19 protein-coding genes are annotated in these 20,089 nt (G+C 70.8%); 12 read left to right on the top strand and 7 right to left on the bottom strand.

Annotated features, from left to right (window positions below; genetic code table 11):
• Positions 1–51 precede the first annotated feature (51 nt).
• From L3078_RS24690 to L3078_RS24650, 9 genes are all read left to right on the top strand, one after another.
• Complete coding sequence (locus L3078_RS24690; protein ID WP_239756143.1) at positions 52–1,092, top strand: ABC transporter substrate-binding protein; 1,041 nt, start codon at positions 52–54, stop codon at positions 1,090–1,092.
• A gap of 287 nt (positions 1,093–1,379) precedes the next feature.
• Positions 1,380–1,859, top strand: a complete 480-nt coding sequence (bfr, locus tag L3078_RS24685) for a bacterioferritin (RefSeq protein WP_239756142.1) — start codon at positions 1,380–1,382, stop codon at positions 1,857–1,859.
• Between the two features lie 287 nt (positions 1,860–2,146).
• Positions 2,147–3,220, top strand: a complete 1,074-nt coding sequence (locus L3078_RS24680; RefSeq protein ID WP_239756141.1) for an iron ABC transporter substrate-binding protein — start codon at positions 2,147–2,149, stop codon at positions 3,218–3,220.
• Between the two features lie 35 nt (positions 3,221–3,255).
• On the top strand, positions 3,256–4,779 hold the full coding sequence (locus L3078_RS24675; protein WP_239756140.1) for an ABC transporter permease: 1,524 nt from the start codon (positions 3,256–3,258) through the stop codon (positions 4,777–4,779).
• A gap of 1 nt (position 4,780) precedes the next feature.
• Complete coding sequence (locus L3078_RS24670) at positions 4,781–5,872, top strand: ABC transporter ATP-binding protein (protein ID WP_239756139.1); 1,092 nt, start codon at positions 4,781–4,783, stop codon at positions 5,870–5,872.
• Between the two features lie 195 nt (positions 5,873–6,067).
• A complete protein-coding gene (locus tag L3078_RS24665) occupies positions 6,068–6,517 on the top strand; it encodes a DUF5707 domain-containing protein (protein ID WP_239756138.1) in 450 nt (149 codons plus the stop codon).
• Positions 6,518–6,621: 104 nt separating this feature from the next.
• Positions 6,622–7,098 carry a DUF5990 family protein gene (locus L3078_RS24660; protein WP_239756137.1) on the top strand — a complete coding sequence of 159 codons (477 nt, stop codon included), beginning with the start codon at positions 6,622–6,624 and terminating at the stop codon, positions 7,096–7,098.
• 193 nt (positions 7,099–7,291) lie between these two features.
• Positions 7,292–8,491, top strand: coding sequence for a hypothetical protein (locus L3078_RS24655; protein WP_239756136.1), 1,200 nt, complete (start codon positions 7,292–7,294; stop codon positions 8,489–8,491).
• Positions 8,492–8,502: 11 nt separating this feature from the next.
• On the top strand, positions 8,503–9,096 hold the full coding sequence (locus tag L3078_RS24650) for a hemerythrin domain-containing protein (protein ID WP_239756135.1): 594 nt from the start codon (positions 8,503–8,505) through the stop codon (positions 9,094–9,096).
• Between the two features lie 10 nt (positions 9,097–9,106).
• Here L3078_RS24650 and L3078_RS24645 read toward each other — a convergent pair whose 3' ends face one another.
• Together L3078_RS24645 and L3078_RS24640 are read right to left on the bottom strand one after the other, a co-directional pair.
• On the bottom strand, positions 9,107–9,985 hold the full coding sequence (locus L3078_RS24645) for an alpha/beta fold hydrolase (RefSeq protein WP_239756134.1): 879 nt from the start codon (positions 9,983–9,985) through the stop codon (positions 9,107–9,109).
• Positions 9,986–10,012: 27 nt separating this feature from the next.
• The gene (locus L3078_RS24640) at positions 10,013–10,714 is read right to left on the bottom strand and encodes an SDR family oxidoreductase (RefSeq protein WP_239756133.1); all 702 of its coding nucleotides are present in this window, start codon (positions 10,712–10,714) and stop codon (positions 10,013–10,015) included.
• A gap of 189 nt (positions 10,715–10,903) precedes the next feature.
• Here L3078_RS24640 and L3078_RS24635 point away from each other — a divergent pair, with 189 nt between their 5' ends.
• The gene (locus L3078_RS24635; RefSeq protein WP_239756132.1) at positions 10,904–12,403 is read left to right on the top strand and encodes an MFS transporter; all 1,500 of its coding nucleotides are present in this window, start codon (positions 10,904–10,906) and stop codon (positions 12,401–12,403) included.
• 60 nt (positions 12,404–12,463) lie between these two features.
• Positions 12,464–13,033: a TetR/AcrR family transcriptional regulator gene (locus L3078_RS24630; RefSeq protein WP_239756131.1), complete on the top strand. Its 570-nt coding sequence runs from the start codon at positions 12,464–12,466 to the stop codon at positions 13,031–13,033.
• A 31-nt stretch (positions 13,034–13,064) separates the two neighbouring features.
• Here the strand turns inward: L3078_RS24630 and L3078_RS24625 are convergent, their stop codons facing one another.
• The 5 genes from L3078_RS24625 to L3078_RS24605 are packed head-to-tail and all read right to left on the bottom strand — an operon-like array spanning position 13,065 to position 17,888.
• Positions 13,065–13,733, bottom strand: coding sequence for a potassium-transporting ATPase subunit C (locus tag L3078_RS24625; protein ID WP_239756130.1), 669 nt, complete (start codon positions 13,731–13,733; stop codon positions 13,065–13,067).
• 24 nt (positions 13,734–13,757) lie between these two features.
• Positions 13,758–15,854 carry a potassium-transporting ATPase subunit KdpB gene (gene kdpB, locus L3078_RS24620; RefSeq protein WP_239760453.1) on the bottom strand — a complete coding sequence of 699 codons (2,097 nt, stop codon included), beginning with the start codon at positions 15,852–15,854 and terminating at the stop codon, positions 13,758–13,760.
• 23 nt (positions 15,855–15,877) lie between these two features.
• Positions 15,878–17,578 carry a potassium-transporting ATPase subunit KdpA gene (kdpA, locus tag L3078_RS24615; RefSeq protein ID WP_239760452.1) on the bottom strand — a complete coding sequence of 567 codons (1,701 nt, stop codon included), beginning with the start codon at positions 17,576–17,578 and terminating at the stop codon, positions 15,878–15,880.
• A 32-nt stretch (positions 17,579–17,610) separates the two neighbouring features.
• A complete protein-coding gene (gene kdpF / locus L3078_RS24610) occupies positions 17,611–17,700 on the bottom strand; it encodes a K(+)-transporting ATPase subunit F (protein WP_060886496.1) in 90 nt (29 codons plus the stop codon).
• Positions 17,697–17,888, bottom strand: coding sequence for a hypothetical protein (locus L3078_RS24605; RefSeq protein ID WP_239756129.1), 192 nt, complete (start codon positions 17,886–17,888; stop codon positions 17,697–17,699). Before L3078_RS24605 ends, kdpF begins: the two co-directional genes overlap by 4 nt.
• Positions 17,889–18,094: 206 nt before the next feature.
• Between L3078_RS24605 and L3078_RS24600 the strand changes: the two genes are divergently transcribed.
• Positions 18,095–20,086, top strand: a complete 1,992-nt coding sequence (locus L3078_RS24600) for an APC family permease (RefSeq protein WP_239756128.1) — start codon at positions 18,095–18,097, stop codon at positions 20,084–20,086.
• The last annotated feature ends 3 nt before the right edge of the window (positions 20,087–20,089 follow it).

Raw genomic sequence — 20,089 nt, 5'->3', positions numbered from 1 at the left:
ATCTTTTGCCAGGATTGGCCCGAGATCGCCCTTGTACGACGGGAGTCCCCCATGTCCGTCCGCCGTCGCAGCTCCGCCGCAGCAGCCCTCACCCTCGCCGCCGCCCTCGCTCTGACGGCGTGCGGTGGCTCCTCCGAGGGGGAGAGCGCGTCCGCCGGCGCGGGCTCCGGAGACAAGAAGGCGGTCGCGCAGGGCGGGGACGAGTTCGCCGACGCGGCCAAGAAGACCGCCGCGATGGGAACCGACGCCAAGGCCGGCGAGTGGCCGCGCACGATCACCCACGCCATGGGCGAGACCGAGCTCAAGGCGCAGCCCGAGCGCGTCGTCGTCCTCGACGTCGGCGAGCTCGACAACGTGGTGTCGCTGGGTGTCGAGCCGGTCGGCCTCGCGCCCACCGAGGGCTCCCCCGAACTGCCGTCCTACCTGAAGAAGGACGCGGGCAGCCCGAAGAACGTCGGCACCATCAACAACCTCAACCTCGAGGCGATCGCCGCGCTCAAGCCCGACCTGATCCTGGGCAGCCAGCTGCGGGCCGCCGACAAGTACGACGAGCTGTCGAAGATCGCGCCGACCGTCTTCTCCCTCCGCCCGGGCTTCACCTGGAAGGAGAACTACCTCCTCAACGCGGCCGCCCTCGACAAGACCGCCGAGGCGAAGCGGAAGCTCGCGGCCTACGAGGAGAAGGCGAAGGCGCTGGGTGAGAAGCTCGGCGCCGACAAGCCGACCGTCTCGATGGTCCGTTACCTGCCGGACGGCGTGATCCGCCTGTACGCCAACGCCTCGTTCATCGGCACGATCCTGAAGGACGTCGGTGTTCCGCGGCCCAAGAACCAGGACATCAACGACCTGGCGGCCGAGGTCAGCGCCGAGAACATCGACCAGGCCGACGCCGACTACATCTTCACCGGCGTCTACGGCGACCCGAAGGCCACCGACAAGTCCAAGGCCCAGGGCAACCCGCTGTGGAAGAACCTCGGTGCGGTCAAGGCGGGCCACGCGTACGACGTCCCGGACGAGACCTGGTACCTCGGCCTCGGCGTGACCGCCGCCGACGAGGTCCTCGCCGACCTGGAGGAGCACCTCACCAAGTAGGCCGGTCGGACAGACCCCCGCCGCGGGAGCGGAGTGCCCGTCTCGCCTCCGGTGTCCTCCGTGACCCCGGCAGGCGCGGGCGGCGGCGGGGGCGCGACCTGATCGCGACGGGTGAAAGCGCGCTATCGTCGAAGAGACGGGCGTCATCGACAGCGTCCTGGCCTCGTCGGACGGGTCGGCCGACCGCGACGAGGGGCCGTGCGGCGAGCGTCCGCCCACTGGGTGAGCCGCCGGCGGCTGGGGGCGCGTGGCGTCGGGTCGGTCTCTCACGGGAAGGACGGCCTGCCATGCGGAGCGACCCCGAGGTCCTCGAGTTCCTGAACGAGCAACTGACAGCGGAGCTGACGGCGATCAACCAGTACTTCCTGCACGCCAAGATGCAGGAGAGCAACGGTTGGACGAAGCTCGCCCAGCAGACGCGCCATGAGTCGTTCGACGAGATGAACCACGCGGAGACTCTCACCGACCGCATCCTGTTGCTCGACGGCCTGCCCAACTACCAGCGGCTCTTCCATGTGCGGGTGGGGCAGAGCGTCACCGAGATGTTCCAGGCGGACCGCGAGGTCGAGGTCGAGGCGGTCGACCGTCTCCGGCGCGGCATCGAGGTCATGCGCGCCAAGGGCGATGTCACCTCGGCGAACATCTTCGAGTCGATCCTCGCCGACGAGGAGCACCACATCGACTACCTCGACACACAGCTCGGTCTGATCGAGAAGCTGGGCGAGCCGCTCTACCTCGCCCAGGTCGTCGAGCAGCCCGAAGGCTGACCGCCGGGCCCACATCGTCGCGGCCCGTCGGCGACCACAGCACGGCCCGCCCGGCGCATGTCCCTGGGCGCGAGGGCCGTCCGGCGCATGTCCGTGCGCGCGAGGCCCGTCCGGCATGTCCACGCGCGCGATGGGTCGCCGATCGCCTCTGAGGGTCTTTACGGGTCGGCCTCACCCCGACACCACACTAAAGTGGCGATATGCGGTATGTGCGAGGTTAGCCTGAACTAAGCAAGTTTAGGCTGACCTAACCAGTGCCGGCATGACCGGTGACGGAGGAGCGGGACGTGACGATCTCCGGGATGAGGCCCCTGCTGGCATCGGCCCTCGGCGGCCTGTTGGCGCTGGGAGTCACGGCCTGCGGCTCCGAGCAGGCCGCGCAGACCGAGGCCGCGGGCACAGCCGAGGCGCGGGCGCGTACGGACGAGAAGATCACCGTCTACAGCGGTCGGAGCGAGTCGCTGGTCAAGCCGGTGCTGGAGGACTTCCAGGAAGCCAGCGGCATCACCGTCGAGGTGCGCTACGGCGACACCGCGCAGATGGCCGCCCAGTTGCAGGAAGAGGGCAGCCGGAGCCCGGCGGACGTCTTCCTCGCCCAGGACGCCGGGGCCCTGGGGGCCGTGGCCGAGAAGGGTCTCTTCGCCAAACTGCCCGAGGATGTGCTGGACAAGGTGCCGTCCGCCTACCGGGACGAGGACGGCGAGTGGGTCGGCGTGACGGGCCGGGTGCGCACGATGGCCTACAACACCGACCAGGTCCCCAAGGACAATCTGCCCGAGTCGGTGTTCGAGCTGACCGAACCGGAATGGAAGGGCAAGGTGGGCATCGCTCCCACCAACGGCTCGTTCCAGGCGTTCATCACGGCGATGCGGGTGGAGGACGGCGACGAGAAGACCGAGGACTTCCTCGCAGGACTGAAGGCCAACGACGCGCAGATCCGCGAGGGGAACTCGCAGATCGTCGCCGACGTCAACTCCGGCCGGCTCGCCTCGGGGCTGGTCAACCACTACTACGTGTACGAGCTGGCGAAGGAGGAGGGCACCGACGTCGACGCCCTCAAGGCGAGGAACCACTTCTTCCCGAACAAGGACATCGGCAGCCTGGTCAACGTCTCCGGTGTGGGCGTGCTGGACAGGGCCGGCGACGACACCGACGTCCGCGAGTTCGTCGACTACCTGCTGGGCACCCAGGCCCAGACCTACTTCGCCGAGCAGACGTACGAGTACCCGCTGATCGACGGCGTCGACGCCGCCCCCGGCCTGCCCTCGCTGTCGTCGCTGAACACGCCGGACATCGACCTCAACGACCTGGACGACCTGGCCACCACCATCAGGATGATCAAGGAATCGGGGCTCGTCTGACCACTCGGACCACCCTGCGCCGGGCGCGGCGACTGGTGCCGCGCCCGGCACTGGCCTGCGGGGCGTCGCTCGCCGTCGGCGTCGCGCTCATCCCGCTGGCCTATCTGGGGATCCGGGCCGGAGAAGCGGGCTGGGACCGGATCACCGAGGAACTGCTCACCGAGCGCACCGGAGCACTGATCGGCCGAAGCCTGGCGCTCGCGGCGGTCGTCACCTCCGCCTGCACGGTCCTGGGTGTCGCCGCGGCGTTCCTGGTCACCCGCACCGACCTGCCGGCCCGGCGGCTGTTCGGAGTGCTCGCCGCGCTGCCGCTCGCGATTCCCAGCTACGTCGCCGCCTTCGCCTGGGTGTCCGCCGTGCAGGACTTCGAGGGTTTCTGGGCAGCGGCGCTCGTGCTCGCGCTGGTCTCCTACCCGTACGTGTACCTGCCGGTCGCGGCCGCGCTGGTCGGCGTGGATCCGGCGCAGGAGGAGGTGGCCCTGTCCCTGGGACGCGGCCAGTGGCGTACGACCGTCGGTGTGACGCTGCGCCAGGTGCGGCCGGCGGTGGCGGCGGGAGCGCTGCTGGTCGCGCTGTACGTGCTCTCCGACTTCGGCGCGGTCTCGATCCTGCGGGTGAACGTACTCACCCGGGCCGTCTTCACCTTGATCAACCTCGGCTTCGACCGCACCGGGGCGCTCGTGCTCGCCACGGCCCTCGTCGCCCTCACCATCCTGGTCCTCCTGGCCGAGCAGTTCAGCCGACGGCGCGCGGCCCGCTACGCCCGCCTCGGCGGCGGGGCGCCACGGCCGCCGACGCGACTGCGCCTGGGCCGGTGGCGCGGGCCGGCCGTACTCGGGCTCGCCGCGGTGATCGGGGCGGCGCTCGGGGTGCCGGCGGTGAGTCTGGTGCGGTGGTTCGGCGAGGGGGTGTCGCGGCCGGGGTCCCTCGGCGAGCTCGCCGACGCGGCGGGGAACTCGCTGTGGGTCTCCCTGCTGGGCACCGCCCTGACCCTGCTGCTCGCGCTGCCGGTGGGGCTGCTGTCCGCCCGCGTGCCCGGCCTGCTGGCCGTGGCGCTGGACCGCCTGGCGTATCTCTCGCACGCGCTGCCCGGCCTCGTCATCGGACTGTCGCTGGTGTTCTTCGGCATCAACGTGGCCTACCCGCTCTACCAGAGCGTGTGGCTGCTCGCGCTCGCGTACGCGGCCCTGTTCCTGCCCCTCGCGGTCGCGGCCGTCCACGGCGCCGCGGCCCAGGCCCCACCCGTACTGGAGGACGTGGCCCGCTCGCTCGGACGGCGCCGCGCGTACGTACTGCGCACGGTGACCCTGCCCCTGGCCGCACCCGGCATCGGCGCCGGTGCGGCGCTCGTCTTCCTCACCTGCATGAAGGAGCTGCCCGCCACGCTGCTGCTGCGCCCCACCGGAATGGACACCCTCGCCACCGGTCTGTGGAAGCACACGTCGGTCGCCGCGTACGCGGCCGCCGCGCCCTACGCCGCCCTTCTGGTGCTCATCGCCGCCGTACCGACGTGGTGGCTGTCGGCCCGCACGGGCGTCCTCACCCGTACAGGCGGCTGACATGGCGGAACTGAGCATCATCGGCGTCCACAAGCGCTATGGCCGTGTCCAGGCGCTGTCCGGCGTGGACCTCGCCGTCCGCTCCGGGACGCTGGTCGCCGTGCTCGGTCCCTCCGGCTCCGGCAAGACGACGCTGCTGCGCTGCGTCGCGGGCTTCGAGGCGCCGGACGCCGGAGAGATCCGGATCGACGGCCGCCCCGTCGCCACCCCCGACGCGTCGGTGCCGCCGGAGCGGCGGCGGATCGCGGTGGTGCCCCAGGAAGGCGCGCTCTTCCCCCATCTGTCCGTCCTCGGCAACGTCGCCTACGGCCTCGACCGGGCCTCCCGGCGGGCCGGCCGGGCTGCCGCCGTGCTGGACCTGGTGGGGCTGGCGGGTTACGAGGACCGCATGCCGCACCATCTGTCCGGCGGACAGCAGCAGCGCGTCGCGGTCGCCCGGGCGCTCGCGCCGCGCCCCCCGATCGTGCTCCTCGACGAACCGTTCAACGCCCTCGACGCCGCCCTCCGGGCCGAGCTGCGACGGGACGTCTGGCAGGCCCTGCGCGCCGACGGCGCCACAGCCGTCCTCGTCACCCACGATCAGGCCGAGGCACTGTCGATGGCCGAGGAGATCGGTGTCATGCGGGACGGCCGCATCGTCCAGACCGGCCCTCCGGAACTCCTCTACGGAGCACCGGCCGACCCCTGGGTGGCCGGGTTCGTCGGCGAGGCGGTGTGGCTGCCCGGTGTGGCGGAAGGCGACCGAGTGCGCACCCCGCTGGGCACGATAGGACTCACGCCGCTCGAAGGCGGTCCGCCGGCCGGGCCGACGCTCGTGCTGCTACGGCCCGAGCAGATCACGCTCGCCTCACCGGACGCCAGGGGCGCGGTCACCGCGACCGTGGTGCGGCGCGACTTCTACGGCCACGACGCGATGCTCGCCCTGCGCTTGGCCGACGGCACACCGGTGGCCGCCCGCGTCTTCGACCCGGCAGCCGTCCCGCCCGCCGTCGGCGACCAGGTCCGCCTGCACGTCCGCGGCACCGGCCGCGCCTTCCCACCCGACGAGCGACCGGGCGGCCCCACGGTCAGCGCCCCGAGGCATTTGCCGTAGGTGGGCGGCGCGGTCTCCGGCCGCGCGGGGGCCGGTCTCCTCCGTCAGGTACAGAGTCCTCTACCTGTGGTTCGAGGCGTCATTCGTCCTGGAGCGCGAAGCCAGGGCCGGGCCCCCGCTCATAGGCTCGATCACATCGAGAACGCGGTCGATCGCCGCTTTCCCAACCACCCAACGAATTCAGGGGGATCTCCCATGTCCAAGCGCATTGTCCTCTCCTCGCTCATCGGCGCCGTCGCCCTCGGTGCGGTGGCCGCCGGCGGCCTCGCTCTGGCCGCGGCCCCCACGGAGCCGACCCTGGAGCGCGGCGCGGCTCGCTACACGGCTCCGTCCGGCGGCAGCGCCGGCTCGTTCGTCTACACCGTGGACGTGAGCGACGACTCTGGCGTCCGAGGCCTCAAGGTCGTTGCCTGGCCCGCGAGTTCGAAGCTCGACCCGACCGAGAAGGAACTGCGCTCGACGGAGAGCGCCACGTGCCGGAGCATCTCGGACAAGGCCACCCGCTGCACGTACACGCTGAAGGTCACGGAGCGGGAGGCGGCCGACCTGGCCAAGGGCACCTGGTACGTCTCGGCACTGGCGACGGCCGAGGACGGGGGCACGACGTTCGTTCCCCGCGCCGCCACGTTCGACCTCACGCGCTGACCCTCCGGGGAACCGTCGTTCAGTGAGGCGGTCTGAGTGCCGCGGGCACGGCCGGGAGGCGGAGTGGGCGGGAGCTGCCCGGGTGGTGGCGGATGATGGGCGGTATGCGTATCCGCATCGACGCCGTCGATCTGCCCGGGCTCACGTGTCCGGCCCGTGCCGACGGGAGGGCGCCCGCGTACGACAACGTCCACGTCGCCGTGCAACGGCGCGACCGTCCAGCCGAGCTCCTCGCCCCGCAGCGCGGTGACGCGCCGTCCGCGACCTGGACCCTGGAGTGCGCCGCGAGCACCTCACCGGCCGGCACCGAGGTCAAGGGCCCGTACGTGCAGGACCGGCTGGGCCGCCGGTTCATCTACCTGTCGTGGGGCACGGTCGACGAGTCGGGCACCTTCACGATGTTCCGCCGCGCCAAGTTGATGCTCGACGTCGTCCCCGCCGACGTACTCGACGCCGCCGCACGCGAGGGCCTGCTGGTCGGACGCCTCGGCCTGACCGACGCGGACGGCGGCCCGCTCTGCGCACGGGTCGAGCCCCCGCACATCACCTGGACCGCCGAACGCGACGTACAGGAGCCGTAGGCTCTCCGGCCTTGCTGCGGGCGCCGGTCGGGGGGCGGATGGGCCGATCAGGGGGAACCGTGGGGCCTCGGGGGTGAGCGGTGGCCGGAAGTCGTCCGTCGTGCGCAGACTGCGGGGGCAGGCCTGTGCTCGTCGTCCATCGCGGGGTACCCCGCCGGGACGCGTGTCGACCCCCTCACCAGGAGGCGCCCCCATGACCTTCAATCCTCTGGAGCAGCGGGGCATCCCGCTGGACCGTCAGTTGCGCAGCTGGCGCGAGCTGAACGTGCAGCCGATCGACCCGGACCACTGCGACCCGTACACCCGGTGCCGGATCATCACGATGAACGGCATCGAGGTCGAGGCGATCCTCTTCAGTCACCAGCTCGCCCGCAACACCGTCGACCCCGAGGTCAAGCGGCAGCTCGCCCGGACCCGTTACATCGAGGCGCAGCAGCAGAAGGTCGTGAACTGGCTGCTGCCCGGCGTCTCCTCGGTGCTGGAGACGACGATCGCGTACGAGCAGGTCGCGGTGGACCTGACCGCGTGGGTGGCGCGGATGGAACCGGATCCGTATCTGCAGCAGGCGTACCAGTTCGGTGTGCTGGAGGACTTCGACCATCTGTACCGGTACGCGAACCTGTACGAGATGATCGAGCACCGCAAGGCGGAGTCGATCGTCGACGGGCTGACCGAGGTCATGCCGGGCCGGCCGACGAAGTACCACCACCGCGACCCGTACGACAACGTGCGTGACCCGTACGCCAAGGACGAGACGAACCCGCTGTCGAAGCTGCACGCGCTGACGATCATGTCGGCCGAGCAGCAGACCATGAACTTCTACATGAACACCGGCCCCACCTACATGGAGCCGATCGCCCGTCAGCTCTACCAGGAGATCGGGCTCATCGAGGAGGAGCACGTCACCCACTACGAGTCGCTGGTCGACCCGGGTGAGACGTGGTGGGAGCAGCTGGTCAACCACGAGTACAACGAGTGCTACCTCTACTACTCCTTCATGGAGCAGGAGAGCGACCCGAGGGTCAAGGCCATCTGGGAGCTGCATCTGAACATGGAGCTGGAACACCTCCATCTCGCCTGCGACATGATGCGCCGCCACGACGGACGCGACCCGGCGTCCGTGCTCGCGCCGGAACTGCCGAACGTGCTCACCTTCGAGCCGAACAAGGGCTACGTGCGGGAGCTGCTGGACACGCAGATGGACCTGACCACGCTCGGGGCCGGCTATGTGCGCGAGGCGCACGAGCGGTTCGAGGCGATGCAGGAGCAGATCCACGGCGGCGAGGCGCCGCCCAGCGAGCGGGTCATGGTGGAGCACGACGACATGTTCGGCCGTGAGTACCGCGTCGAGTCCGAGGGCGAGCACCCCGACCCCGCCATGCGCGAGAAGTGAGGGCAGCCGAGATGACCGAGCTCCACACCCCCCAGGCCGGCGACGACCGGGCCGCGGACAACGACGTCGTGGCACTGCTGATGCGGCAGCACGGCGACATCCGCAACCTCTTCGACGAGGTCGAGGCGAGCAGCGGTGAGGAGCGCCGCGACGCCTTCCGCCGTCTGGTGCGGCTGCTGGCCGTGCACGAGACCGCCGAGGAGGAGGTCGTCCATCCCTTCGCCCAGCGCTCCCTGCCCGGCGGCGAGAAGGTGGTGGAGGAGCGGCTCGCGGAGGAACGCGCGGCCAAGGAGACGTTGGCCGCGCTGGACGACGTCGACACCGACGACCCGAAGTTCATGCCCATGCTGCTGAAGCTCCGCAGGGACGTCCAGGAGCACGCGCGGGCCGAGGAACGCTACGAGTTCACCCACATCCGCCGCAGCGCCGACGCGGCCAAGCTGGCCTCCATGGCGAAGGCCGTCAAGGCCGCCGAGGCCGTCGCACCCACCCGGCCCCACCCGGGCGTGGAGTCGGGCGCGGCGAACGTGATGCTCGGGCCGGTCGCCGCCCTCATGGACCGCACCAAGGACGCGGTGCGCAAGGCCATGGGCAAGGACGGCTGAGGAACTGCCGTCAGGCCGTCGCGTTCAGCAGGTCGGCCAACAGCTCGGGCCGTTCCAGGGCGATGAAGTGGCCGGCCTTCGGCACCTGGGTGAAGTCGGCGGCCGGGAGCAGTCGTCTGTTGGCCTCCCGGTCGGAAGGGCGGGACCAGTCCTTCTCGCCGTAGACGAGGTGGACGGGGGCCTTGACCTCGGGGTAGCGGGAGCGGGCCGCGATGAGGCTGGGCAGGGCCTGGTACACGCCCCGCGCGACGGTCGGGTAGCCGGGGCGCTTGCCCACCTGGAGGAGCTCGTCCACGTAGTCCTCCCGCAGCGCGCTCCTGTCGCCCAGGCCGCCCTGGAAGATCTTGGTGAGCGCCGGCTTGGGCTCCACCCCGGCGATCACCGGGCCCACCCCCGGGGCGAGGACACCGCTGACGACCACCCGGGCGAGGAGGCCGGACCGGGCGATTCCACCGCGGAAGTCGTAGGTGTTGACCGCGACGACGCGGCGGACCCGTTCCGGGAGGTCGGCCGCGGTGGTCAGGGCGAGCACCGCCCCCATGGACTCGCCCACCAACGTCACGTCGTGCAGGTCGAGTTCGGTCAGGAGGCGTTCGACGCCCGCGCGCATGGCCGGCTCGTCGTACGACGCCCCGGGCACGATCTCGGAGTAGCCCATCCCCGGCAGATCGAGGGCGTACACGGTGTACCGGTCCGCGATCAGCGGGATGAGGTGGCGGAAGTGCTCGGCCTGGGTGCGCACGGTGTGCAGCAGGACCAGGGGGGCGCCGGTGCCCGCCTTGAGGTAGCGCAGGGTTCCCTGGCGGCCGTCGGATCCCGGGCGCGGGGCGAGGGTGTGGCTGGTGGTCCCCGGGACGTGGATCGAGGGACGGGGCTCGTGGGCGGGCATGTCGACGACTCCTTGCGTGGGTGGGGATTACTGCGCCAGTTGGGGGTACAGCGCTGCCAGGTCGCCGGCCAGGCCCGCCTTGACCTGCCGTGATATGTCGTCGGCGAGCACCTCGTGCGCGCCGGTCTCGATGCCGTCGAGGGCGAGCGCGGCGACGTCGCGGGGGGCGGACTTGGGCGCGTCGACGCCGGCGGCGAGGTCCGTGTCGACGTATCCGACGTGCAGGCCGGTGACGTCGATGCCGCGGGGCCGCAGTTCCAGGCGCAGGGAGTTGCTCTGCGACCACAGGGCGGCCTTGGAGGCGCTGTAGGAGCCGCCGAGGGCCAGCCAGGACAGCACCGAGTGCACGTTGAGGAGGTGGCCGCCGCCGTTGCGCTCGATGACCGGGACGAAGGCCCGGGTGAGCAGGAGCGGGCCGTAGAAGTTGGTCTCGAACTCCCGGCGTACGTCGTCGACCGGGGAGTCGAGGAAGGACGCGCCGACCGAGGCGCCGGCGTTGTTGATCAGCACGGTGACATCCTGCGCCTGCGCGGCGGCCGCCGCCACGGAGGCCGGGTCGGTGACCTCCAGCGCCACCGGGACGGCGTCGGGGTGCGTCACGGAGCGCGGGTCGCGGGCCGTGGCGTAGACCTTGCCGGCACCGCGCGCGTACAGCTCCTCCACCAGCGCCTTGCCGATGCCCCGGCTGCCGCCGGTGACGAAGACGTTCGCGCCCTTCAATGCGGTCATGACTCTCCCCTTGAACGAGAAACCGATCGGTTTCAACCAAGGTAAACCGTTCGGTTTCAGAGTGCAAGCCCGGACGGACCCCGCGCTTGCGTCCTGGAAACCGATCTGTTTACCTGTCTGGAAACAGATCGGTTTTCGGCCATTCGGGGTCGGCCGATGATGATCAGCGATCAGTGATCAAGGGGAACAGTGAGTACCACCTACGACCGTGAGGCACCCGCCTCCGGAAAGACAGACTCGGGCCGCCGCGGCTCCCATGCCGTGCGCTGGTGGGTGCTGGTCGTGCTCGGCACGGCGCAGCTCATGGTCACGCTCGACGCGACCGTCGTGAACATCGCGCTCCCCGCGGCGCAACAGGACCTCGGCTTCAGCGACGGCAGCCGGCAGTGGGTCATCACGGGGTACGCCCTGGCGTTCGGCAGCCTGCTGCTGCTCGGCGGCCGGCTCGGCGACCTGTTCGGCCGGCGCACCACCTTCGTGACCGGACTGGCCGGCTTCGCGGCCGCGTCCGTCCTCGGCGGCGCGGCCGACAGCTTCGGCATCCTCGTCACGGCACGCGTGGCCCAGGGGCTCTTCGCCGCGCTGCTCGCGCCCGCCGCGCTCTCCCTGCTCAGCGTGACCTTCACCGACCCGGCCGAGCGGCCGAAGGCGTTCGGCATCTTCAGCGCGCTGGCCGGTGCGGGCGGCGCGGTCGGGCTGCTGCTCGGCGGCGTGCTCACCGAGTGGGCGTCCTGGCGCTGGGTGATGTACGTGAACGTCGTCTTCGCGGCGGTCGCGCTGGTGGGCGCGGTGCTGCTGCTGGCCAAGCCCGCGGTCACCGAGCGGCCCAAGCTCGACATCCCCGGCACCGTCGTGGTGAGCGCGGGACTGTTCGCCGTCGTCTACGGGTTCGCGCACGTCGAGTCCACGAGCTGGACCGACCCCGTCGCCCTCGGCTCCATGATCGTCGGCGCGGTGCTGCTCGCGGTGTTCGTCCGGCTGGAGGCCAGGGTCGCGCATCCGCTGCTGCCGCTGCGCCTCGTGCTGGACCGGACCCGCGGTGGCTCGTTCCTGGCGGTGTTCGTCATCGGCATGGGGATGTTCTCGATCTTCCTGTTCCTGACCTACTACCTCCAGGCCAGCATCGGCTACTCGCCGATCAAGACCGGTCTGGCGTTCCTGCCGATGGTCGGGGGCATCGTCGCCGCGTCGACCACGGCGCCCTCGCTGCTGCTGCCCCGGGTCGGTCCGAAGATCGTGATCAGCACGAGCTTCCTGGTCGCCGCGGCCGGTATGGCCCTGCTGACCCGCCTCGAACTGGACAGCGCCTACGCCGCCGACATCATGCCCGGCATGATCCTGCTGGGCCTCGGCCTCGGTGGAGTGATGACCACCGCGTTCCAGGGCGCGACGGCGGGCATCCATCACGAGGATTCGGGCGTCGCCTCGGCGCTGATCAACACCGGCCAGCAGGTGGGCGGCTCGATCAGCACGGCGCTCCTGACCACCGTCGCCTCCTCGGCCACGACCGACTACCTGTCCGCGCACGAGCCGGGCGCCCTGACCGTGGCGCGGGCCGGGGTCGAGGGCTACACGGCCACCCTGGCGTGGGGCGCCGGGTTCTTCGTGGTCGGCGCCGTGCTCTCGGCGCTCCTGATACCGAACGCGGCGCTGGCGCGGTCGGAGGGTGAGCCCGTGATCGCCCACTGACGCACCGGCGCAATAAACCGATCGGTTTCCAATTGCCCGGAATCGGGTTAACCTCGCCCTATGAGCACCGAGACCAAGTCAAGCTCCCGAGAGCGGCTGCTGGAGGCGGCGGCCACGCTCACCTACCGGGAGGGCGTCAACATCGGCATCGACGCGCTGTGCAAGGCGGCGGGGGTGTCGAAGCGCTCCATGTACCAGCTGTTCGGGAGCAAGGACGACCTGCTGGCAGCGGCCCTCGGGGAGCGCTCCGCCGCCTTCGTGGCGACCCTGCTGCCCGCCGCGGACGACGGCCGGTCGCCCCGCGAGCGGATCCTGCACGTCTTCTCGCAGGTGGAGGCGGATGCCGGCTCTCCCGAGTTCCACGGCTGCCGGTATCTGGCCGTGCAGATCGAGCTCAAGGACCAGAGCCACCCCGCGAGCCGGGTCGCCCATCAGGTCAAGGCGAACCTGACCGCCTTCTTCCGCGCCGAGGCCGAGCAGGGAGGGGCGGGCGACCCCGATCTGCTGGCCCGGCAGCTGATCCTGGTCTTCGACGGCGCCAGCGCCCGGGCGGGCATCCGCGCCGACACCCTCACCGGGCTCGTCGCACCCACGGTGACCACCCTGCTGGACGCGGCGGGCGTGCGCTGACGCTGACGCGTCACCCGACCGGAGCGAGGGGTCAGTCTCCGGACTCAAGTGCCTTGAGCGCGATGTTGAGTTCGAGGACATTGACGCGGGGCTCGCCGATGAAGCCAAGGGTGCGGCCCTCCGTGTGGTCGTCGACGAGTTTCTGGACCCGGTCGACGGGCAGGCCGTTCCTCCGGGCGACCCGGTGGACCTGGAGGTCGGCGTAGGCCGGGGAGATGTCCGGGTCCAGGCCGGAGCCGGAGGAGGTCACCGCGTCGGCGGGCACCTCGGACGGCTCGACCGTGTAGCCGGGCACCGAGTTGTCCTCGACCACGGCGGCCTTGGCGGCGGTCACCCAGTCGACGAGGTCCTTGTTGTCGGCGGCCCGGTTGGTGGCGCCGGAGAGGATCAGCTTGTACCGGGTGTTGACGGTGTTGGTGCCGAGCCCGTGCTGCGGGCGGCCCTGGAACCACCTCAGGTCGGGCTCCGGGGTCTCCTGGCCCTTCCTCGGCGGCAGGTCGTACGCCTGGCCGATGAGCGAGGAGCCGACGACCTTCCCGTCCGCCTCGATCTCCGAGCCGTTCGCCCGGTCGGGGAAGAGGGCCTGCCCGACACCGGTGACGGCCAGCGGGTAGAGGACGCCCGTGACCAGGGTCAGCACCAGCAGGGCGCGCAGCCCGGCCCACAGCAACCGGGCCGTGTTCGATACGGAGGTGTTCATGGCGGTCAGCACGCCTTTCGAGAACTACAGCCCGGGGACGAGGGAGATGAGCAGGTCGATGAGCTTGATGCCGAGGAAGGGCGCGATCAGTCCGCCGAGGCCGTAGACGGTGAGGTTGCGGCGGAGCATCCGGTCGGCGCTCATCGGCCGGTACCGCACGCCCTTCAGGGAGAGCGGCACCAGGGCGACGATGACGAGCGCGTTGAAGACGACGGCGGAGAGGATCGCGGAGTCCGGTGAGGACAGGCCCATGATGTTGAGCTTGTCCAGGCCCGGGTAGACGGCCGCGAACAGCGCGGGGATGATCGCGAAGTACTTGGCGACGTCGTTGGCGATGGAGAACGTCGTGAGCGCGCCCCGGGTGATGAGGAGTTGCTTGCCGATCTCGACGATCTCGATCAGCTTGGTCGGGTCGGAGTCGAGGTCGACCATGTTGCCGGCCTCCTTGGCGGCCGACGTGCCGGTGTTCATGGCCACGCCGACGTCCGCCTGGGCGAGGGCCGGCGCGTCGTTCGTCCCGTCGCCGGTCATCGCGACCAGCTTGCCGCCCGCCTGCTCGCGTTTGATGAGGGCCATCTTGTCCTCGGGGGTGGCCTCGGCGAGGAAGTCGTCGACGCCCGCCTCCTCGGCGATCGCCTTCGCGGTCAGCGGGTTGTCACCCGTGATCATGATGGTCCTGATGCCCATGCGGCGCAGCTCGTCGAACCGCTCCCGCATGCCGTCCTTGACGACGTCCTTCAGGTGGACGACGCCCAGCACCCGTGCCCCGTCGGCGTCCTCGACCGCGACCAGCAGCGGCGTACCGCCCGCCCGGGATATCCGGTCGGCGGCCGTCGCCGCGTCCTCGGCGACCGTGCCGCCACGCTCCTCGACCCAGCGGACGACCGAACCGGCCGCCCCCTTGCGGACCATGCGCCCGTCGACGTCGACACCCGACATCCGGGTCTGGGCGGTGAAGGCGATCCACACGGCTCCCGTGAGTTCGCCCCGGTGGCGCTCGCGCAGCCCGTACCTCTCCTTCGCCAGGACGACGACGGAACGGCCCTCGGGGGTCTCGTCGGCCAGTGAGGAGAGCTGGGCGGCGTCGGCGAGTTCGGCCTCCGTCGCCCCGGCCACCGGCACGAACGCGGCCGCCCTGCGGTTGCCGAGCGTGATGGTGCCGGTCTTGTCGAGCAGCAGGGTGGAGACGTCCCCGGCGGCCTCGACCGCGCGGCCGGACATGGCGAGGACGTTGCGCTGGACCAGGCGGTCCATGCCCGCGATGCCGATGGCGGAGAGCAGGGCGCCGATGGTCGTCGGGATGAGGCAGACCAGCAACGCCACCAGGACGACCATGGTCAGGTGCGTGCCGGCGTAGTCCGCGAACGGGGGCAGGGTCGCCACCGCCAGCAGGAACACGATCGTCAGGGACGCCAGCAGGATGTTCAGGGCGACCTCGTTGGGCGTCTTCTGCCGGGCCGCGCCCTCGACCAGGCCGATCATCCGGTCGATGAAGGTCTCGCCCGGCTTCGTCGTGATCCGGACGACGATCCGGTCGGAGAGGACCTTCGTGCCGCCGGTGACGGCGGACCGGTCGCCGCCCGACTCACGGATCACCGGGGCCGACTCCCCCGTGATCGCCGACTCGTCCACCGAGGCCACGCCGTCGACGACGTCACCGTCGCCGGGGACGACGTCACCGGCCTCGCAGACCACCAGGTCGCCGACGCGCAGTGCGGTGCCGGGGACCCGCTCCTCGCCGTCCCCGACGACCCGCCGCGCCACGGTGTCGGTCCTGGCCCTGCGCAGGGTGTCGGCCTGTGCCTTGCCCCGGCCCTCGGCGACGGCTTCCGCGAGGTTGGCGAAGACGACGGTCAGCCACAGCCAGGCGCTGATGGTCCAGCCGAACCAGTCGGCCGGGTCCGTGAAGGAGAAGACCGTCGTCAGCGCCGAGCCGATCCACACCACGAACATCACCGGCGACTTGACCATCACCCGGGGGTCGAGCTTGCGGAACGCGTCCGGCAGGGACCTCACCAGCTGCCGGGGGTCGAAGAGGCCCGCGCCGACCCGGCCCTCGGGGGACTTGTGCCCGGTGGGGACGTCGCTGTGCGGCGCCCGGGCCGGAGTGGCTGTGGACATCTCTTCGCCTTCGGTACGGGTGGTCATGACGCCAGCCCCTCGGCCAGCGGGCCCAGCGCGAGCGCCGGGAAGTACGTCAGACCGGTGATGATCAGGATCGTGCCCACCAACAACCCGGTGAACAGGGGCTTTTCGGTGCGCAGGGTGCCCGCGGTGACGGGCACCGGCCGCTGCTCGGCGAGCGAACCGGCGAGCGCGAGGACGAAGACCATGGGCAGGAAGCGGCCGAGCAGCATCGCGATGCCGAGCGTGCTGTTGAACCACTGCGTGTCGGCGTTGAGCCCGGCGAAGGCCGAGCCGTTGTTGTTGGCGGCGGACGTGTAGGCGTAGAGGATCTCGGAGAAGCCGTGCGCGCCGCTGTTGGTCATCGAGTGCGCCGGGGTGGGCAGGGCCATCGCGGCGGCGGCCAGGACGAGCACCAGGGTCGGGGTGACGAGGAGGTAGCAGGCGGCGAGTTTGATCTCGCGGGTGCCGATCTTCCTGCCCAGGTACTCGGGGGTGCGGCCGACCATCAGCCCGGCGATGAACACCGCGATGACCGCCATGATCAGCATGCCGTAGAGGCCGGAGCCGGTGCCGCCGGGCGCGATCTCGCCCAGCATCATGCCGAGCAGGGTGATGCCGCCGCCGAGGCCGGTGAAGGAGGAGTGGAAGGAGTCCACGGCACCGGTCGAGGTGAGGGTGGTCGCCACCGCGAAGATCGACGAGGACCCGACCCCGAAGCGGACCTCCTTGCCCTCGTACGCCCCGCCCGCGAGCTGCAACGCCGGGCCGTGGTGGGCGAACTCGGTCCACATCATCAGGGCGGTGAAGCCGAGCCAGATGGTGACCATGGTGGCGAGGATCGCGTAGCCCTGCCGGACCGAGCCGACCATGATCCCGAACGTGCGGGTCAGGGCGAACGGGATCACCAGGATCAGGAAGATCTCGAAGAGGTTGGTGAAGGGCGTCGGGTTCTCGAACGGATGGGCCGAGTTGGCGTTGAAGTAGCCGCCGCCGTTGGTCCCCAGCTCCTTGATGGCCTCCTGCGAGGCGACCGCGCCGCCGTTCCACTGCTGCGGGCCGCCCAGGAACTGGCCGACCTCGTGGATCCCGGAGAAGTTCTGGAGGGCGCCGCACGCCACCAGCACGATCGCGGCGACGAACGCGCCCGGCAGCAGGACGCGGGTCACCCCGCGCACCAGGTCCGCCCAGAAGTTGCCCAGCTCACCGGTGCGGATGGGGGTCCCCCCGCTAGAGCGAAGCCGAGAGTGGGGGAGGGCGAAACCGCGGACGAGCGCCACCGCGACCGCGATGCCGACGGCCGCCGAGACGAAGTTCTGCACGGCGAGACCGGCGGTCTGCACCACGTGCCCCATGGCCTGTTCGCCGTAGTACGACTGCCAGTTGGTGTTGGTGACGAACGAGACGGCGGTGTTGAACGCCTGGTCCGGGTCGATGGAGGCGAAGCCCAGCGAGCCGGGCAGCACGCCCTGGAGCCGCTGGAGGAGGTAGAGGAAGAGGACACCGACGGCCGAGAACGCGAGGACGCCGCGCAGATAGGCGGGCCAGCGCATCTCGGTGTCGGGGTCGGCGCCGATGCCCCGGTAGATCCACTTCTCGACCCGCCAGTGCGTGTCGGAGGAGTAGACCCTGGCCATGTAGGTGCCCAGGGGGAGGTGGGCGAGCGCCAGCGCGCCGACGAGGGCGAGCAGTTGGAGGACGCCGGCGAGTACGGGACCCACGGCCCCCGGCGCGGCAGCAGCCGAAGTCACCGTCAGAACCTCTCGGGGAAGAGCAGGGCGAGGACGAGGTAGCCCAGCAGGGAGACGGCCACGACGAGGCCGACGACGTTCTCGGCGGTCACAGCTTCGTCACCCCCTTGGCGACGAGAGCCACCAGCGCGAACAGCGCGATCGTGGTGACGACGAAGGCCACATCGGCCATCGTGAACTCCTGGCAGAGGTGCGGGAGGGACTCGGACGCTTCGAGGAAACCCCGCCCCTGGCCGGAATCGGCCGGTCGTTGACGAGTCCCTGACGGTGGCGGCCCCACCTTTGACGGGGCCCATACGCCGCCGTCGTACGCCCCGTCGTACGCCCCCGTCCCCCTCCCCCAGGCTCACGCCGGTCTTAACGCAAGCTTGACGCCCCGGTGTGATCCAGCCCTCGGCCAGGGGTGCCACGCTCTGCCTACGCTGCTTTCGCCGTCCGCGTGATGGTCCTCCCCCCAGCTGAGCCGCACATCAGGAGAGCCCGCCGATGGCCACCACCGAGCACCCCCCTTCCACCGAACGCCCCCCTTCCGCCGGACACCCCGCTGCCGGCCGGCTGCGGGCCTGGATGCTTCAGGGACTGTCCGACATGGGCAAGGGCGGCGGCCCCACGGGCCCCCACGCGGAGCCCGAGCCGCCGCACAAGGGCCAGCCCTGGTGGCGGGTGATGTGCCTGACCGGCGTCGACTACTTCTCCACCCTCGGCTACCAGCCCGGCATCGCCGCCCTCGCCGCCGGTCTCCTCTCCCCGGTCGCGACCATCGTGCTCGTCGTCGTCACCCTGGCCGGCGCCCTGCCGGTCTACCGCCGGGTGGCCGAGGAGAGCCCGCGCGGTGAGGGCTCGATCGCGATGCTGGAGCGGCTGCTGTCGTTCTGGAAGGGCAAGCTGTTCGTCCTGACCCTGCTCGGCTTCGCCGCCACCGACTTCCTGATCACCATCACCCTGTCGGCGGCCGACGCCTCGACCCACCTGGTGGAGAACCCGCATCTGGAGAGCGCCCTGCACGGCCGGCAGCTGCTGATCACGCTCGTCCTGGTGGCGCTGCTCGGCGCGGTCTTCCTCAAGGGCTTCCTGGAGGCGATCGGCGTCGCCGTGGCCCTTGTGGGCGCCTACCTCGCGCTGAACGTCGTCGTCGTGGTCGTCGGCCTGTGGCACGTCGCCACCGAGGGACACGTGGTCACCGACTGGTCGAGCGCCCTGACCGCCGAGCACGGCAACGTCTTCGTGATGATCGGCGTCGCCCTGCTCGTCTTCCCCAAGCTCGCCCTCGGCCTCTCCGGCTTCGAGACCGGCGTCGCGGTCATGCCGCACGTCAAGGGCGACGAGGGTGACACGGAGGAGCACCCGCGGGGCCGTATCCGCGACACCAAGAAGCTGCTGACGGCCGCCGCCGTGATCATGAGCGTGTTCCTGATCTGCACCAGCTTCATCACCACCCTGCTCATCCCCGAGAAGGAGTTCGAGCCGGGCGGCGAGGCCAACGGCCGCGCGCTCGCCTTCCTCGCCCACCAGTACCTGGGCGGCGTCTTCGGCACGGTCTACGACGTCTCCACGATCGCCATCCTGTGGTTCGCGGGGGCCTCGGCCATGGCGGGCCTGCTGAACCTCATGCCGCGCTATCTGCCGCGCTACGGCATGGCCCCGCACTGGGCGCGGGCCGTCCGCCCCATGGTGATCGTCTTCACCCTCGTCGGCTTCCTGGTCACCTGGATCTTCGACGCGGACGTCGACGCGCAGGGCGGCGCGTACGCGACGGGCGTCCTGGTCCTGATCTCCTCGGCGGCGATCGCGGTGACGATAGCCGCCCGCGAGGCGGGTCAGCGCAACTGGACGATCGGCTTCGGCGTCATCTCGGCCGTCTTCCTCTACACCACCGTCCTGAACGTCATCGAACGCCCCGACGGTGTGAAGATCGGCGCCTGCTTCATCGCGGGCATCATCCTGGTCTCGCTCCTCTCCCGCCTGGCGCGCGCCTTCGAGCTGCGGGTGACCGGCGTGACGCTCGACCCGCTGGCGGAACGATTCGTCCGCGACATGGCCCACCGCAGGATCCGCTTCATCGCCAACGAGCCCGACAGCCGCGACGAGGCCGAGTACCGGGACAAGATCGAGCAGATCCGGGCCGACAACGACCTGTCGGAGCGGGAGGACTTCGTCTTCGTCGAGGTGACGGTGACGGACCCCTCGGAGTTCGAGGCGGGCCTGACGGTCCGGGGCGAGGTCCTCCACCACCGCTACCGCGTCCTCGCCCTGGAGTCCTCCTCCGTCCCCAACGCCCTGGCGGCCCTCCTGCTCCACGTCCGCGACGCGACGGACCGCACCCCGCACATCTACTTCGAGTGGACCGAGGGCAACCCCTTCGCCAACTTCCTGCGCTTCCTCCTCTTCGGCCAGGGCGAGGTCGCCCCGGTCACCCGGGAGGTCCTGCGGGAGGCGGAACCGGACCGCGCCCGCCGTCCCCGCGTCCACACGGGCTGACGC

The organism is Streptomyces deccanensis (genome assembly GCF_022385335.1).
Classification (GTDB): domain Bacteria; phylum Actinomycetota; class Actinomycetes; order Streptomycetales; family Streptomycetaceae; genus Streptomyces; species Streptomyces deccanensis.
The sequence above is the reverse complement of the archived record's forward strand: the minus strand, read 5'-3'. Positions and strand labels throughout refer to the sequence as shown.